The sequence below is a fragment of the Novosphingobium silvae genome (genome assembly GCF_009856825.1).
In the GTDB taxonomy this organism is placed as follows: Bacteria; Pseudomonadota; Alphaproteobacteria; order Sphingomonadales; family Sphingomonadaceae; genus Novosphingobium; species Novosphingobium silvae.
In genome coordinates, this window is record NZ_WVTD01000013.1 from 67,146 (window position 1) to 83,700 (window position 16,555).

10 protein-coding genes are annotated in these 16,555 nt (G+C 64.9%); 3 read left to right on the top strand and 7 right to left on the bottom strand.

The features are described 5' to 3' along the window. Window positions 1-21 precede the first annotated feature (21 nt). Complete coding sequence (locus GR702_RS15870; protein WP_160986757.1) at window positions 22-2,325, bottom strand: TonB-dependent receptor; 2,304 nt, start codon at window positions 2,323-2,325, stop codon at window positions 22-24. Window positions 2,326-2,491: 166 nt separating this feature from the next. Between GR702_RS15870 and GR702_RS15875 the strand changes: the two genes are divergently transcribed. Continuing rightward, complete coding sequence (locus GR702_RS15875) at window positions 2,492-3,340, top strand: exonuclease domain-containing protein (RefSeq protein WP_160986758.1); 849 nt, start codon at window positions 2,492-2,494, stop codon at window positions 3,338-3,340. Window positions 3,341-3,400: 60 nt separating this feature from the next. Here the strand turns inward: GR702_RS15875 and GR702_RS15880 are convergent, their stop codons facing one another. Next, the gene (locus GR702_RS15880) at window positions 3,401-5,473 is read right to left on the bottom strand and encodes a TonB-dependent siderophore receptor (protein ID WP_160986759.1); all 2,073 of its coding nucleotides are present in this window, start codon (window positions 5,471-5,473) and stop codon (window positions 3,401-3,403) included. Between the two features lie 212 nt (window positions 5,474-5,685). Here GR702_RS15880 and GR702_RS15885 point away from each other — a divergent pair, with 212 nt between their 5' ends. Next, window positions 5,686-6,582 carry a pirin family protein gene (locus GR702_RS15885; RefSeq protein WP_160986813.1) on the top strand — a complete coding sequence of 299 codons (897 nt, stop codon included), beginning with the start codon at window positions 5,686-5,688 and terminating at the stop codon, window positions 6,580-6,582. A gap of 72 nt (window positions 6,583-6,654) precedes the next feature. Here GR702_RS15885 and GR702_RS15890 read toward each other — a convergent pair whose 3' ends face one another. Both GR702_RS15890 and GR702_RS15895 read right to left on the bottom strand, forming a co-directional pair. Beyond that, complete coding sequence (locus GR702_RS15890) at window positions 6,655-7,458, bottom strand: YncE family protein (protein ID WP_419880307.1); 804 nt, start codon at window positions 7,456-7,458, stop codon at window positions 6,655-6,657. 2 nt (window positions 7,459-7,460) lie between these two features. Further along, on the bottom strand, window positions 7,461-10,022 hold the full coding sequence (locus tag GR702_RS15895; RefSeq protein ID WP_160986761.1) for a TonB-dependent receptor: 2,562 nt from the start codon (window positions 10,020-10,022) through the stop codon (window positions 7,461-7,463). 283 nt (window positions 10,023-10,305) lie between these two features. Between GR702_RS15895 and GR702_RS15900 the strand changes: the two genes are divergently transcribed. Continuing rightward, window positions 10,306-11,841, top strand: coding sequence for an MFS transporter (locus GR702_RS15900; RefSeq protein WP_160986762.1), 1,536 nt, complete (start codon window positions 10,306-10,308; stop codon window positions 11,839-11,841). 70 nt (window positions 11,842-11,911) lie between these two features. Here GR702_RS15900 and GR702_RS15905 read toward each other — a convergent pair whose 3' ends face one another. The 3 genes from GR702_RS15905 to GR702_RS15915 are packed head-to-tail and all read right to left on the bottom strand — an operon-like array spanning window position 11,912 to window position 16,503. Continuing rightward, entirely contained in the window at window positions 11,912-13,102 is a 1,191-nt protein-coding gene (locus tag GR702_RS15905; RefSeq protein ID WP_160986763.1) for a beta-barrel domain-containing protein, read from the bottom strand. After that, the gene (locus tag GR702_RS15910) at window positions 13,103-15,280 is read right to left on the bottom strand and encodes a type I secretion system permease/ATPase (protein WP_160986764.1); all 2,178 of its coding nucleotides are present in this window, start codon (window positions 15,278-15,280) and stop codon (window positions 13,103-13,105) included. Between the two features lie 8 nt (window positions 15,281-15,288). Next, complete coding sequence (locus GR702_RS15915) at window positions 15,289-16,503, bottom strand: TolC family protein (RefSeq protein ID WP_237449745.1); 1,215 nt, start codon at window positions 16,501-16,503, stop codon at window positions 15,289-15,291. Window positions 16,504-16,555: the final 52 nt, after the last annotated feature.

Below are 16,555 nucleotides of genomic sequence, written 5' to 3' on the forward strand. Positions count from 1 at the left end.
CCCGCCGCCCCGGATCGATGATCAGTACCTCGCGGAGATCGATCCGCCGATCACGCGGGGCTCGTTGAACACCGCAGCCATGTAGTTCTCGATCACGCCCTTGAGGTTCTTCTCGTTCGTGATGTTGCGGGCGAAAGCCGCGATTTCGTAGCGGCCGCCCGGAGCGGTGTAGCCGATGCGCAGGCCGCCCTCGAAGTCACCGCTCGAATCGAACTCCTTCGTCTTGTAGAGCACGAAATTGGTATAACCCTGCAGCATCCAGTCGGTAGCCGCGAAGAGCGTGCCGCCGTTGCCCAGCGGCACGTCGTAACGCGCGGTGAGATTGGCGGTGTACTTCGGAGCGTTGGGGAGCGGATTGCCGTCGATCTGCGCGAATACCCCGCGCCCGGCGACCGTTACGGTGGGATCCTCTACCGTGCAGACCACCACGCCGTTGAGCGCGCAGACCTGTGCATAGACGTTCGGATCCTTGATCTCGGTGTGCAGCAGGCTCAGACCGGCGGTCAGCGTGAGATTAGGGATCGGACGTGCTTCCAGCTCGGCTTCGAGGCCATACGCCTCCGCCTTGTCAGCGTTGAACAGGACGCCGTTGCCGTCGCTGTCGTTGCCGTTGAGCTGGATGTCCTTCACGCGGTAGGCAAAGCCCGACAGGTTGAAGCGGACCTTGTTGTCGAACAGCGTGGTCTTGATGCCTGCCTCGCCCGAAAGGATCGTTTCGGAATCGGCCGTGGTGAAGTCCGAGTTGAACACGGCCGAGCGGCCCTGGATCGTCGGACCACGGAAGCCTTCGGCGACGCGGGCGTAGAGGCTGACTTCGGGGCTGGCCTCGTAGAGCACGCTCACGTCCCAGCTCGGCTTCTCGTCCGAGAGGCGCACATAACGGCGCCCGGCGTAAGTGACGGTGCCATCGGCGCGGTCCGCGGTCTTTAGCAGGCGCGTCTTCTTGGTGTCGTTGGTATAACGACCACCGGCAGTGATGGTCAGGCCTGGCGAGAGTTCATAGCTGGCCTGGCCGAAGAAGGCCCAGCTGGTATTCTCGTTGCGCAGGCGAACCCAGTTGTTTGGGTTGTTCGCTGCGCCCTCGAGGAAATAGGCGCGCTGATAGAAGTCGGTGATGTTCCGCTCCTCGAACCACATCGCGCCGACCTGCCACTTGAAGCGCGTGTCGCCATCGCTGGCAAGGCGCAGTTCCTGCGTCAGCTGATCCAGATCGCGTACGTTGCCCTGCGACTGGCCAAAGCCGTTGGGGACGCCGTTCACCGGGTAATCCGCGCCGGCGCCGCCGTCGGTATCGCCGCGGCTGTAGCCCTTGGTCGTTTCCCAACCGGTGATGGAGGTGAGGGTGACCGGACCGAAATCAAGCGCGATCCGGTTCGAGGCGCCGTAAGTGTCGTAGGCCTGCGGGTTGTTCTGTCCCTCGTCGAGAGCGATCCTGTCGCGAGGCTCGGCGCTGACCGAGTTCGAGCCCTTCCTGAGCGCATTGCGGTGGAAGATCGTCGAAGTACCCTCATAGTTGCGGGCATGGAAGCTGGTCAGCATGGAGAAATTGCTGCCGACAGGGGCCAGGAGCAACTGGATACGCGCGTCGCGCTCCTCGAAGCCCCCCATCGCGTTCTTCTCGGGCGATAGGGTGCCATCGGCGCTGGGGCCCTCGTACACGTTATCGATCCAGTCGTCGCGACGCTGGTAGAGGCCGGAAACGCGAACTGCCAGCGTGTCCTGGATGATCGGGCCACCGACGCCGGCATCCACGTTCACCGAGTTGTATTCGCCGTAGCTGGCGTTGACGCGGCCCGTCCAGCGGTCGGTCGTCGGCTTGACGGTGTCCACCTTGATGATGCCGGCCGTGGTGTTGCGGCCGAACAGCGAGCCCTGCGGGCCGCGCAGCACTTCCACCTGGTCCATGTCGTACACCGGGTTCGACTTGAGCACGACATGCTCGAGCACGATGTCGTCGTGGATGATCGAGACCGGCTGCGATGCGCCAAGGTAGAAGTCGATGTTGCCGAGACCGCGGATGTAGAACCGCGGGAAGATTCGACCGGTGGTCGTTTCGGCATAGAGGCCCGGGACTCGACCCGAAAGCGACAGGATGTCGTCGCCGCTTGCCTGCAGCGCGCGCAGCTGGTCGCCGCCCACCACGCCGACGGAGACCGGCACCTGCTGGAGGTTCTCGGTCCGGCGCTCGGCCGTCACGACGATATCGCCCAGGCCTTCTCCGCCATCTGCGGCCGCATCCTGTGCAAAGGCCTGCACAGGCAGCAGAAGCGCCGCAGCCGCGCAGCTCAGGCGAAAGGCAGCTTTCGCCGAAAACGTATTGGACATTGTTCTTGATACCCTCACTTGTGTGTCCTGGCCCGGTGGCGGTTAGAAGCTGTCGATGACAGCGGGATGACCGATCGGGGCCCATGCGGCTCGTGCCGAAGGCTTGTAAGTACGCGGTGACGCAACGCCCTCGCAGCCGTGGTTCTCGTTTGCTATGGGCGCGGCCATGTCCAGTGCACACCCCGCCCAGGCGCCAGACTTTGTCGTGATCGACGTGGAAACCGCGTGCTCGCGCGTCAGCAGCATCTGCCAGATCGGCATCGTCGGCTTCCGCGATGGAGCCGAGGTCTTTGCGTACGAGACGCTTGTCGATCCGCGCGACGAGTTCTCGCCCTTCAACATCGGCATACATGGCATCACGGCAAACCATGTCGAAGGGCATCCGGCCTTTGCGGGCGTTCACGCGATCGTCGACGGGCATCTTTCCGGCCGTATCACGGTTGCCCATTCCGCGTTCGACAAGGGCGCTCTGGCGGCGGCCTGCAGGCTCTCCGGGCAGCCGATGATCGACACTCGCTGGCTCGACAGCGTGCGGGTCGCCAAGCGAGCCTGGCCGCAGCTTTCCAGCCACCGGCTCAACGTTCTCGCACGCTTTCTCGGCATCGAGCATCGCCACCATGACGCTTTGAGCGACGCGCGGGCGGCGGGCATGGTCATCGTGCGCGCCATCGAGCATACCGGCATCGACCTGGCTGGTTGGATGGCGGGACCGCTGAAGGAGAAAGCGCGCTCGCCCGCGGCCGCCGACACGGGCCCGCTGCTGAACGAGCGCGTGGCGATCCTTGGCGAACCGCGCGACGGGCCGCTTGCCCATCTTGTGGCGAGTGCGGGAGGCAAGGTGCTGGGCTCGGTCGGCAAGAGCACGAGCGTGCTGGTGATCGCCCGCAAGCAGCCCTACGGGCGCTGGGTGCAGGCGAGCCAGCCCTATCGCAAGGCGCTCGAACTTCAAGATGCCGGACGCGAAGTGTCGATCGTCACAGAAGACGAGTTGCGCGCCCGCATCCTTGCGGCATAGGGTAAAGCGGGAAAGGGCCGCGATCGTCCCAGCGATTACCGGGACGACCGCTGCAGCCCATCAGAACCGGTAGCCGATGGTGCCCATCACGTTGCGCGGGGCGGCCATGAAGCAGTCTCCCCGAGCAAGGCAAGATGCATAGAACTTCTCGTTGAGCAGGTTCGTCGCATTGATCGCGAGGCGCCAGTCGGCCCAGTTGATCTCCGCCAGCGCGTCCACGGTGGTGTTATCGGGCGTGGTGATGTTCCAGGCGGCGCCCGCCGACTTGCGCTTCCCGGTGTAGACCACGCCGCCGCCAAGCCGCAACTGCGCGTCGCCGGCCAGGCCGAAGGTCTTGGTTGTCCAGAGCGAAGCGGTGTGGCGCGGCATATAGTCGATGCTGCTGTTCTCCACCGCCGTCAGCTTGTTGTAGCCATAGTTGGCGAGGATCTCGAAGTTCCCCGGCAGCGTGCGGCTCGCCTCGAACTCGATGCCCTTGGAGATCAGTTCGCCCGACTGTTCGATGACGTTGTTCGGCAGATAGAGCGGCCGGTTGCGCTCCTTGATGCGGAAGGCGGTCAGGGTGACCATGGTGTTGAGATCGGGCTGCCACTTGAGACCGCCTTCGAACTGCGTGCCGGTCTGCGGGCGCAGTCCTCCCGAAAGAGGCAGGAAGCTCTCGGTGTAGCTGAAGAACGGCGACACGCCTGCGCCGATTTCGCCGATGATGCCGGCGCGGAAGGTGGTCGCGTTGTCTTCCTGTCCGGCCGAGGTGGTCACGTGGTCGCGCCGCGCGCCCACGACAACCGAGACGCGGTCGTAGAAGCGGATCTGGTCCTGAACGTAGACGCCCAGCTGCTTCTGTGAATCGTAGGCGAAGGGACCTGCGGGATCGTAGGTGTTCAAGGCATCGTAGTCGATGTCGTAGATGTCGATCGTCTCTAGGCTGGTCGCCGCGTAGCGCTTGCCCACCTTGTTCCAGCTGTAATCGAGACCGACCAGCAGCTGATGTTCGATCTGCGCGCCGGTGTTGAAGCTGAACAGCAGGTTGTTGTCCGTCGAGAAGACGTTCATGCGCGCATCGCTCGCATCCGCGATCAGGCCGATCGTGCGGCGGTCGTCGCCATAAGGGTCGGTCGGATTGCTGTAGCTGTCGGCGTAGTGGGTGAAGTACTCGAGGTCGCTGTCGATATAACGGGCCTTGAGGCTGAGGCGCACGTTGTCCGAGAAGCGATGGGTAATGCTGCCGGTGCCCTGAAGGGAGCGGCCGTCGTAGCGATCCCAACCCGGCTTGCCCACGAAGGTGTACGGATCCAGCCGTCCCGGGGCGCCGGGGTTGGGCAGGAACGTGCCGACGATGGGCAGGAACTGCGAGGTCGAGCCGCTGTCGTCCTCCTGGTAGAGACCGGTGAGCACGACGTCGGTGTCAGGCGTCGGCTTCCAGCGGATGGAGGGCGCGAACATCACGCGATCGTCCGGCACGTGATCGACATATGTGTCCGCGTCGCGCACGCGGCCGACGGCGCGAACCGCGAGAGTGTCGGAAAGCGCGAGGTTGACGTCGCCCAGGAACTCCTTACGATCGTAGCTGCCGTAGACGAGGTTCAGCTCGCCTCCCGTCCGGAAATCGGGCGTCTTGGAGACGAGGTTGACCAGACCGCCGATCGAGCCCTGGCCGAACAGCACCGAAGCCGGGCCGCGCACGATCTCGACGCGCGAAAAGTTGTACGGGTCGCTGGTGATGCTCGCATAGTAGCTGAAGATGTCGCGCATGCCGTCGCGAAACTGCAGGGCATCGATGCCGCGCACGTTGAACCCGTCGACGCGGGTATCGCGGCCATAGGGGTTGGCGGTGACACCGGCTGCGTACTTCACCGTATCGCTGATGCTGATCGCACCCTGCGAGATGAACTGCTCGTCGGTGACGACCTTGATCGGCTGCGGGGTCTCGATCAGCGGGGTTTCCGTCTTGGTGCCTGCGAACCGCACGCCGCGTGCGGAGGTGACGACGATGTTTTCAGCTTCACCCGCCTGGTCCGGGGCGTCGGCTGCGTCGGCCTCTGCTTCCGCGGCATGGGCAGCGGCAAGCGGCAGCATCGAGACGGGAAGTACCCAGGCGGCGCTTGCCAGGGCGACCTTGCGCAGATGTCTCATGAGAATAACCCCTTTTTGCGTTCCAGCTTCGTGCGGCGCCTAGAAGATAATGCGAGTGACTATCAAGAGCATCTTCAATTATTGCCTCAGCGTTGCGCTCCGGCAACACAGTGGAGACACTGCCAACATCGCATGCCACGTTCGCGGAAGGGTGGCCGCGGCGCCCCGGATCGCCTATGAGCGTCGTCGTCACATCGAAGAGAGGACCGCAGATGATCGAGATGGTGATCGAACAACGCCGGCGCAGTCTCGGTGGGGGGCTCGATGTTGGCCGCGTCCTGCCGTTCGCCAAGCGACGCATGATCGGACCGTTCGTGTTCTTCGATCACATGGGCCCGCTGGACGTGGCCGCCGGGGTGGATCGCAGCCTCGACGTGCGGCCGCATCCGCACATCGGCCTTTCGACGGTGACATACCTGTTTTCGGGCGAGATCGTGCACCGTGACAGCGTGGGCTCCTATCAGCCCATCCGCCCGCAGGAGGTCAACTGGATGACGGCCGGAAGCGGCATTACTCACAGTGAGCGGTTCGAGAAGGCCCGTGCGCAGGGCGATCATCTGCATGGCATCCAGGCGTGGGTCGCGCTTCCCGAAGCGGATGAGGAGACGGCGCCCTCATTCTCGCATCATGCCGGTGACGAGTTGCCGCAGTGGAGTGATAAAGGCGTCCAAGGGCAACTGATCGCGGGCAGTGCCTATGGCCTCACCGCAGGGGCCCGGACGCATTCGCCGCTGTTCTATGCCCATCTGGACCTTGATTCCGGCGCCGATGCGGAGATCCCGTCAGGTCACGCCGAACGCGCGCTCTACATCGCGACCGGCGCGGTGGAAGTGGACGGGCAGCGTTACGAAGCAGGGCGAATGCTCGTGCTGGGGACCGACGTTTCGCGGATGAGGGCGCTCGAGCGATCCACGGTGATGGTGCTGGGCGGCGATCCGGTGGGTGAGCGGTTCCTCTACTGGAACTTCGTGTCGTCCTCCAAGGATCGTCTTCGGCAAGCCGCCGAGGACTGGAAAGCGGGCCGGATGAAGCTGCCGGATGCGGACGATCAGGAGTTCATCCCGCTTCCCGACGACCCCTTCCTGAAGCCGCCGCCGGCAATGTCCTGAGGACTCGCGCACCAAGGGCGTGGTTCCGCGGAGAGTGGGCGATCCGGTCGTGATCCGCCACCGCCCTGCGCTTCACTGCACGGGAGGTATCTGGCTCGCCACGACCTCGTTCGCGCCGCGCCCGATCGACCAGAGGCGCCTTTGCACGAGAGGATCCCAGTCGATCGCCTGGCCCGGCGTAGCCAGCCCGATCGTTTCCACCAGTTCCAGGCGCGATCCCGCCTCGGGCAGCCGCATGGCGTAGAGTTCCGGCCGGTCGTGACCGGTTGCGTAGATCAGCCCGTCCTCGCTCCAACTGAGCCCCGAGCAGCTCTTGGGTGCCATGCGCGCGAGCACCGCTTCGGGAAAGGCCCAGCTTGCCTCTGCGCGGAAGGCATCGTCCATGCGCACCAGCACCGTGTAGCGATAGTCCCGGCCCGGCTCGCCGCCCTTGCCCTCGTAGTTCGCGAAGACCGCCCACCACTTGCCGTCGTGGCGGTCCATCACCGTCAACGAGCCCGGACCGAAGCCGAGGCTGACGCTGCGGACGTGCTTCAGCGTGCCGGTGTCGAACACCTCGACGGAACTGGTCTGCGGCACTTGCGGGTAATTGGAGGCGGCGCAGACCAGTTGTGTTCCGACGACCGTGCAACTGTTCATGTGCGGGTAGAGCCGGCGCTCGCCCTGCCATTCGGCTACTTTTTCGCCCGTCGCGATGCGGTACTTGCCGATGCGGTCGTTGTCGATCGCGTAGAGGAACTTGCCGTCGGATGCTGCGCCCTGCCGCGCTTCCGCCGCCTTCAGGCGGAGGGAAACGGGGGAAGGTGGAGGCGAGGGAGCATCCGTGCTGGCAGTTGCCGGTGCCGCTGCAAGGAAGAGGAGCAAGGCAGAAAGCACGGTCACATCTTCACCGAGGCGCCGATGTAGAACGTGCGGCCGTAACGCTCGTTCTGCGAAACCCAGTCCCGCACGCCGCCCTGATACTGGCGCGTGGGTTCATCAGTGAGGTTCTGCCCTTCGGCGAAGACGCGCAGGTTCGGCGTGACGTCGATGCCGATCTTGGCGTCCAGACGCCGCAGGTCGTCGTTTAAGCTGTCGGTCAGGCGCGTGTCGCCCGCAGTGATGAGTGCGCGCCCGGTATGATGGTAGGCGACCGAGGCTTCGAGCGGGCCCTTCTGGTAAAACAGCTGTGCCCCCCAGAGCAGCTTCGACTGCTCCGGAAAGCCTACGCTGCCGCCGACCGGCAAGCGCAGGCTGCCGTCGATCAGCGTCAGGTTGAGGTTCACGCCAAGACCGGAAAGCAGGCCGGGCAGGAAGGAGAACTGCTGCTGGTAGCTCGCTTCGAGGCCGACTATGTCGCCCTTCTGCGCGTTCTGCGTCTGGCTGAAATTGATGCGGTCGTAGTCGATCCCGCCGAAGCTGCCGTCATCAATGGTGTAGCTTTGGACGAAGATTGGGTTGCGGATGAACTTGGCAAAAGCGCCGAGGCTCAGCAGGCCTCCGGGCGCGAAGTACCACTCTGCCGTCATGTCCAGCGCATCCGCGACATAGGGCTTGAGCGCGGGGTTGCCGGTGTTCACGTTGAGCTCGCCGTCGCCCTCGGACGAAACTTCGCCTCCGGGAGAAAGGTCGGAATATTGAGGCCGCCCGACGCTGCGGGAGTAAGCGACGCGGAACACGGTATCCTCGCTCGGCCTGACGCGAAGGATCAGGCTGGGAAGCCAGTCGGTGTAGCTGCGCTCGGCGCTGCTCGGCGTAACAGTGTCGCCTTCGAGAAGATATCCCGTGATGCCGAGCTCGGTACGTTCGACGCGCAGGCCACCGGTCACGGCGATGGAGCCAAAGTCGAGGTTTACCATTCCGTAGCCGGCGAAGACATTCTCATCGAGCGAGAAGTCGCCCAGGGTGTCGTTCGCGAGCGAGGTCGCGGTGTCGAGCACGAACTGCGGTCCGCCCAGCCTGCCTTCGGTGTAGGCGCGGATCAGGTTCTCGTCGATTGCGGGGCTGAGGAAATAGTCATGCCCGTTGCCGAGCTTCACCGTCACGTCCTCGCCCGCAAGGCCGTCAAGCGTGAAGCGGTTGGCAGCGGTACCGCGCGTGTAGACAGCGTTGGCGCTGTCGAAGCTCTTGTCCGTCCAGCGCGCGTTGGCGCCGAATTTCACGAAGCTGTTCTCGCCGATGGAAGGCAGCTTGCCGGTGAGGTCCGCACGGAACTGCCAAGTCTTCTCCAGACCGTTTTCGTCCTGGGCGGTGTACTGGCGGAAGCCGAGTGCCGAGGGCGGCAGATAGCCTCCGCTTGGCACGGCGCTGAAGAGCTTGTCGGTGAAGTCGACCGCTACCGCCCCGGGATTGCCGCGGAACTGCCACAGTTCATTGGGTTCGATCACCTCGTTTCGCGTGCGCGCGGCGCCGAAGTCGAGCTTCCAGTCGTTCCCGAACTCGGTTGAACCGCCCGCCATGAAGGAGAGGATCGACTTTTCCTTGTATTCGGTCCGCAGATCCGAGCGTTGCTCACTGGTGGAGGCGAGGCCGGTCAGCCCGTTCGCGTCCCAGGCGATGTCGGAAAAGTCGAGCCGCAAGCGCTGCCGGTACTCGTCTTCCGTGAACCTCGAATAGACTCCCCGGAAGTAGAGTTCGGTCGTCCCACTGCGCCAGTCTAGCGAGCCTGCCGCCCCTATGCGCTCGCGCTTCAGGCGGTAATCCGTATACTTGATGTTGATCGGAACCGCCCCGCGCGCCGCGTTTTCGTCGAGTGCCCACTCGTCGGGATAGATGCCGTAGCTGGTATAGGTGCGGTCGGAGTAGCTGGCGCCAAGAAGGATGCCGAACTGCTCGTCCGCTCCGAAGCGCCCGCCGACCGTCACGTCGCCTCTGATGGGCTGGCTGCCTTTGCGCAGTTCCTGATAGCCGACCTGAGCGTTCGCCTGCACCACGAACGGCCGATCGAAGTCGAAGGCGGTCTGGGTGACGAGGTTCACGGTCGCGCCGATGCCCTGGCCGGTAAGGTCAGCCGTCTTGACCTTGGCAACCTCCACGCGGTTGAGAAGCTGGCCGGAGACGATGTCGAGCGGCAAGGCACGGGTGTTTCCGTCCGGATTGCCGATCTCGAACCCGTTGAGTGTGTAGCCGTTGAGAGAGGACGGCACGCCGCGTACCGCCACGTAGCGACCTTCGCCCTGATCGTACTGGACGCCCACGCCCGGCAGGCGCTCCACCGCTTCGGCAACGTTCTTGTCGGGCAGCTGGCCGATGTCGTCCGCGGCCGTCACGTCGACGACGCCGAGCGACAGCCGCTTCTCCTCGATCGATCGCTGCTGCTGTGCCCGTTGCCCCGAAACGACGATCTCATTGCCGTACCCGGCGGCGCCCCCATCATTGGACAGGTCCGCCGACTGGGCGTGGGCCGTTGTTCCGGCGACGAGCGCAACCGCGCTGATCGAGCAGTGAAGCAGGCGTGTCATGGATCGTGCCCCCGTTGTATGGGCGGGCGATTAGGTCGGTAATGCTACGCTATCGTGTCAGGCGGATGCGCTCTCCGCAGCGTGTAGACGCCGTCGTGTGCGAGGACGGCGAAGGCGGGAAATCGGCGCGCTTGAAACGTCGGGCGGTTTCAATGTCTCGGCTTCTTCCTATATGCGGTGAGACGCCCCGCACAGACGAGGCCACCGGTTTGGGAGAGGCATATTCGAGACCTCGAACCGGAAAGCAGATGACGTATTTGATTGCTCCTTGGGCGAAGATCCCATGTTGAGGCCGAGGCGGCGCGGCATAGCTTCCGTCAATGCCGAAGCACGCGACGGGATCGTCCCCGCTGCCGGGTCGCTGGCGCGCGTGGAGGATGCCGGGCCGCAGGTGTCCCGCGCGAACTATCGCTTCGTCGCTCTGATTGTCGCTTCCGCGCTGTTCATGGAATTCGTCGATGCGACCGTGCTGGCGACGGCCCTACCGACGATGGCCCGCGACTTCGGCGTTCGTCCCCAGGAGATGAGCGTCGCGCTCACATCCTACCTGCTGGCACTCGCGATCTTCATCCCTGCCTCGGGCATGCTCGCCGACCGCTTCGGATCACGCACGATATTCCGGGCGGCGATTGCTCTGTTCGTTGTCGGCAGCCTTGCCTGCGGCCAGGCCCCTACGCTCGAGTTCATGGTTGCCGCGCGTTTCCTGCAAGGCATGGGCGGAGCGATGATGATCCCGGTAGGGCGTCTCGTGCTGCTCCGCTCCGTGGCCAAGCGCGACATTGTGGACGCGATGTCATGGCTGTTGGTGCCGGCGCTGATCGGCCCGATCCTTGGTCCCCCGCTGGGCGGCTTCATCGTTACCTATCTCGACTGGCGATGGATATTCTACATCAATCTGCCGATGGGAGCGTTGGGGATATGGCTGGTAAGCCGCTACATCGAGAACATCCGCGAGGATGATCCCGCTCGCTTCGATACCGCGGGCTTCATTCTCAGCGGAGTATCGCTGGGTTGCCTGCTGTTCGGCTTCGAGATGGTCAGCCGCCCGGGAGAGGGCTGGGCAGCGGCAGTGCTGGTCGCCGTGGGGATCCTTGCGGGCGCCCTGTACGTGCGCCATGCGCTGACGAAGGACCGGAAAGGCGCCGCGGCGATACTGGACCTTGGCCTGCTGCGCGACGAGACTTTCCGCCTTTCGGTTGTGGCGGGCTCCATCACCCGCATCACGCAAGGCGCGCAGCCGTTCCTGCTTCCGCTGATGCTGCAGGTGGGCCTCGGCTTCTCGGCGGCGCGAAGCGGCACCATTACCGTCGCCACGGCGATCGGATCGCTGGCTATGAAGAGCATGGCACCGCGCCTGCTTCGCCGTTTCGGCTTCCGCAGGGCATTGGTGTGGAACGGGGTCATCGCGACCTTCGGCTATGCGGTATGCGGGCTGATCGGCCCTGCATGGCCGAACTGGGCGATCTTCTGCTGGCTCGGCCTTTCCGGCTTTTTCATGTCGTTCCAGTTCACCGCCTACAACACCATCGCCTATGCCGGCATCGACCAGCGGCACATGAGCAGCGCAACGGCGTTCTACTCGACCTTTCAGCAGCTCATGCTTTCCTTCGGTATCTGCGTGGGAGCGCTGGCGCTCCATCTGGCGATCGGCCTGAATGGACGGACCGCGCCTGCGCTGGGAGACTTCTCGGCTGCGTTCTGGGTGGTGACGGCGATCTCCCTCACGGCCACGATCTGGAACCTGCGCTTTGCGCCCGATGCCGGGACGGAGATCAGCGGCCACTCCACTGCGGGCGGCACTCAGGCCAAGGCGGCGTGATCCTGCGCCGGGGCAGGGTCATGCTCCACATCGCCCGGGGAAAAAGGAACTGCAATCGGCAGCGACCGTCTCAGTTGAGCCGCGCCTTGAGGATCGGCCGCAGCAGATAATTCAGCACGCTGCGCTTGCCGCTGAGAATATCCACTTCCGCCACCATGCCCGGGATGATTGGCAGCGGCTGCCCGTCGCGGACGAGATGCGCGCCGTCCGTGCGGATGAGCACCTGGTAGTAGGCTTCCTTGCCGCGCACGGTTTCCTCCTCGATGGTGTCAGCGCCGATCCGCTCCACCTTGCCGTTGAGATCGCCATAGATGGTATAGTCGTACGCGGTGATCTTCACCTTCGCCGGCATGCCCGGCACAAGGAAAGCGACATCGCGAGGCCTGATACGCGCCTCGATCAGCAGCCGATCCTCCATGGGAGTGACCTCCATGATCGGCTCGCCGGGCTGAACCACGCCGCCCCGCGTGTTGATGAGGACGGTGTTCACACGTCCTCGCACGGGCGAGCGGATCTCCGTGCGCCGCAGCTGGTCGCCACGCTGGCGAACGATGGGGTCGAGGGCGCTCAGTTCCGCCTGCTTGTTGGCGAGTTCGGTGTAGGCTTCCTGTTGATAGGTGTTCTCAAGTTCGACCAGCTTCCCGTTGAAAGTAGCTATGTCCTGCTGGAGCTTCAGCGCTTCCATTTCGCTCACCACCTTGCGGGCGGTGAGGGGTCGGACGATGGCAAGCTGCCCCTGCGCGATCCGCATCTGGTGCTGCAGCGTGCGGCGTCCTTCCTCAAGCTTGGCCCGGCGCGAGGCGAAGAGTTCCCGCTCCGACCGCGCAACGGAACTTTCGGCCGGAACCTCGGGCGGGAAAGCGATGGTGCTCTTCCCCAGGACTTCCGCTTGCAACCGGGCGATCGCCGCGGCAAGCACGATGGCCTGGTTGGCGGATTCGTCGTAAGATGTCTGGAAGTGCGTGCGATCCAGCCGGACAAGCGGCTGCCCCCGGTTCACCATGTCACCTTCGCGCACCAGCAGTTCGCCCAGAATTCCGCCTTCCAGGCTCTGTATCTTCTGCATGCGACTGACCGGAACCACCCGGCCTTCGCCACGGGTGACTTCATCGATCTTGGCTAGCGCGGCCCAGGCAATGGCCACCGCGATGCAGGCGAGAACGGCCCAGAGCAGGGGCCTGTAAAGCGGGTGCGGGCTCGAGCGGAACGGATCGTCCAGTTCCCGCCTCAAGCCCTGCGCGGAAATGCCCTCAACCCCCATTCAGAGCCCCCCCATCGCAATCGGCTTTTCGGGATCCGGAGCCGAACTTGGCGCCATGGCAGGCACCTTGACCTGGTTTCCGGCGACGATCCCGTCCACCGGCCCGTCCATCACGACTGCGCCGTCGCGCATGACGACGATACGTTGCACCAGCGAGAGCATGGTGCGCTTGTGCGTCGTCACGACCAATGTACGATCGCCCAGCCACTGCTTGAGCCGGGCGACGACATGTTCCTCGGCAGCCTGGTCGAACGAGGCCGTGGGCTCGTCAAGCAGGACGACCGGCGGATCCTGGAGGATCACGCGGGCAAGCCCCACGGCCTGGCGCTGCCCGCCCGAGAGGCTGCGGCTGCCGAGGAGCGGCATGTCCAGTCCGCGCGGATTGGCGCGCACGAAACGTCCCAGCCCCACGTCGTCCAGCGCGGCGAACATGTCCTCGTCGCTGATCGCCCGCCCCTCGAGATTGAGGTTCTCGCGCAAGGTGCCGTGCATCAGCGAGACGTCCTGCGGGAGAAAGCCAATAGCGGCGCGCCGGTCAGAGGGATCGATCTGGGCGATGTTCATGCCGTCGACCACGACAGTGCCCGAGGTGGCATCACCCAGACCCGAGAGCAGGCGCAGGAACGTGGACTTGCCCGCGCCATTGCCGCCCAGGATTGCGACTTTCTCCCCCGGCCGGATCGACAGTGCGCCGACGTTCACCACTGCCGGGCCTTCGTCCGTGTAGCGCAGCACGAGGTTGCTGACCTCGAAGGCCCCACGGATGCGATCGGTCCGGACGAAAACGCGGTTTTCTGGGCGCTCCACGGGGGCAGCCATCAGCTGGTCTAGACCCTCGAGGGCAACGCGGGTGTGCTGCCATCGTGCGAGGATCGCCGCCGCCTGTCCCATCGGCGCGATCGCGCGTGCGGCCAGCAGCGAGCAGGCGACCAGCGCGCCCACGGTCATCGCGCCGTCGCTGATGCGGAAGACGCCGAAGGCCACGACGCCCACGTAGCAGAGCTGCTGCACCATGGCGGCGCCGTACGTCAGGGAACTGCTGAGGGAATGGCTGCGTTTGGCGGTTTCGGCGAGTTGGGCTGTCAGCCCCTCCCACAGCATCATCGCGCGCCCTTCGCCCCTTCCGGCCTTGATGGCCTCGAGGTTCTCGACGGCCTCGATCAGGATGCTGTTCTTGACGGCGCCCTCCTGGAGGTTGCGGCGCGACAGTTCGGCAAGCCGGCGCTGCATGACGAGGCTGGGCAGCACCATCAGCAGGATTGCCGCGACCGGCACCACCACAATCCATCCGCCGATCAGCGCAATCACCGAAAGGAAGATCAGCGTGAAAGGCAGATCGCTGGCCAGCGCGGCGGTGGATGAGGTGAAGAATTCCCTCACCCCTTCGAACTCACGGATCTGGCTGGTGAATGCCCCCAGCGACGCAGGACGGGCGGAAAGCCGCGTCTGTAGGACGCGGGCGAAAAGCTGCGTGGAAAGCGTGAGGTCCAGGCTCTTGCCCATGGTGTCCAGCAAGTGGCCCCGCATATGCCGAAGCAGCGCCTCGAACACGATCGCCAGCACCACGCCGCTCGCCAGCAGCCAGAGCGTATCGAAGGCGGCGTTGGGCACCACGCGGTCATAGACCTGCATGGCGAAAAGCGCCGTCGCTATGGCAAGCAGGTTCGCCATCATCGCGCCGAGAGCCACTTCCAGGTAGGCGTTGCGATAGCGACCAAGAGCACCGAAGAACCAGTGCTTTCCGGTCGTCGCCGCCAGCATTCCTGCCCGTTCCTCCGAACGGAAGCGCGCCTTCGCGAAGATCGTCAGGCCCGAGTGGATGCTTGCCAGCTCGGCCATGGGCATCTTCTGCACGCCCCCGTCCGCCATCGGCAGGCGCAACACGGCCGCGTCGTCCTCGATCCCCGAGAGCACCACGCACTCGCCATCGTCCAGTACCAGCAGCGCGGGGAGCAGATAGGCCGGGATGTCGAGGTCGGAGCGGCGGACCTGTGCCGCGATCTCAAGCCTGCGCAGCGCACGGGGCACCATTTCGATGGGCAGTCTGCCCTTATTCAGCGGCAATCCATCGCCAAGCTCGCTGGAACTGGTGCGGCGCCCCAGCAGCCCTGCCAGCAGCACGAGCCCTTCGCGGAGCGGATCGCGGCCGGTTGTGTCTGCCAGATCGGGATGCTCCATCCCGCTCCTCACTGCTCCCCGCCTTTCATGGCGATAAGATCGGTGAGGCGGCCCAGCTGCGCCGCGATCTGATACTGGATCCGGATCAGTTGCAGATGAACTTCGTTCAGCGAGCGCCGCGCATCGTAGTGCTCGCGCTGGATGGTGATGAGGTCGATGATGTCGCGTTTCCCCGCTTCGAACTGCTCGCGGTAAAGGCCGCCTAGCTCGCCCGCGCTGCCGACCTGCCGCGAAAGGGCTTCCTCCTGTTCGGCAAGCGCGGTGCCGTTGGTGGTTAGATTGCGCAGCCGCCGCTCGATCTCGCGCCGGGCCGCGCCTTCCCGCCACTGCGCGGCATCGACCCGCTCGCCGGCTCCCTCCAGCCGGTCGAAGCTGGAAAGACCCTGCATGGGCGCCATCCTGAGGCGCACCGCCACCACCGCATCGCTTTCCATTCTTCCCCCGATCTCGCGGCTGAGCGCGCTTGCCTCCAGGTTGACGCGCGGGAGCAGCGAAGCCCGGGTGCCCTCGTACTCGGCGCGAGCGTACTGCGTATCCTCCACTGTTTTGCGGTAGAGCGGTGCCGCATCGACAAGCGCGTCGATGTCCTCGGCCGCGATCGCGCGGATCATCGAGCGCGGAGCAGGTTCGACCATGGAGCCCGGCCCAGTGCCCACCAGGGTCTCGAACTGAGCAGCGGCGTCAGCCAGCAGGCCTTCGTCGCTGGCAAGGCGCTGGCGGGCGCGGGCCAGCTCCAGCTTGGAGCGGTCCGGCTCACTGCGGTCGGCATACCCGCCCTGTGCGCGCAGCCCGGTCATTTGCGCGAAATCCTCAAGCGTGGTGATCTGCGCCAGATCCACCTCGCGCTGTCGCTGGGCGAGCAACAGGTCGAGGTAGGTCTCCACCACGTCGAGCGCCGCTTCGTCCCGGGCCACCAGCCATTCTTCCTGGCGCTGCCGTTCGGTGGCCCGCGCACCCCGTACCTGGCTCCGGACCTGTCCCCAGTCGTGCACCATCTGCGCTGCCGTCACGTCATAGGCCCACTGGTCGGGCGACACTTCCTGAGGCCCACCCGAAAGCGTGACGGAAGGAAGATATCCTCCTTTCGCAACATTGACCTCCGTTCGGGCAGCGCGGATCTCGGCGGATGCGGCGGCCATTTCGGGATGCCGCTCCAGCCCGATGGCCACCGCTTCCTCCACCGTCATCGCAGGGAGCGGGAGGGGCCAGCCCGCCAGCGCCATCAGCACCGCCGTCCGGCCCCATCTCCCTGAACACAACCACGTCCCCCCCTGC

What these genes read in the sequence shown, in the direction of transcription:
- GR702_RS15915 (WP_237449745.1), bottom strand. Translation starts at nt 16,503, where the DNA reads ATGGCGCTGGCGGGCTGGCCCCTCCCGCTCCCTGCGATGACGGTGGAG.
- GR702_RS15880 (WP_160986759.1), bottom strand. Translation starts at nt 5,473, where the DNA reads ATGAGACATCTGCGCAAGGTCGCCCTGGCAAGCGCCGCCTGGGTACTT.
- GR702_RS15895 (WP_160986761.1), bottom strand. Translation starts at nt 10,022, where the DNA reads ATGACACGCCTGCTTCACTGCTCGATCAGCGCGGTTGCGCTCGTCGCC.
- GR702_RS15905 (WP_160986763.1), bottom strand. Translation starts at nt 13,102, where the DNA reads ATGGGGGTTGAGGGCATTTCCGCGCAGGGCTTGAGGCGGGAACTGGAC.
- GR702_RS15870 (WP_160986757.1), bottom strand. Translation starts at nt 2,325, where the DNA reads ATGTCCAATACGTTTTCGGCGAAAGCTGCCTTTCGCCTGAGCTGCGCG.
- GR702_RS15900 (WP_160986762.1), top strand. Translation starts at nt 10,306, where the DNA reads ATGTTGAGGCCGAGGCGGCGCGGCATAGCTTCCGTCAATGCCGAAGCA.
- GR702_RS15875 (WP_160986758.1), top strand. Translation starts at nt 2,492, where the DNA reads ATGTCCAGTGCACACCCCGCCCAGGCGCCAGACTTTGTCGTGATCGAC.
- GR702_RS15910 (WP_160986764.1), bottom strand. Translation starts at nt 15,280, where the DNA reads ATGGAGCATCCCGATCTGGCAGACACAACCGGCCGCGATCCGCTCCGC.
- GR702_RS15885 (WP_160986813.1), top strand. Translation starts at nt 5,686, where the DNA reads ATGATCGAGATGGTGATCGAACAACGCCGGCGCAGTCTCGGTGGGGGG.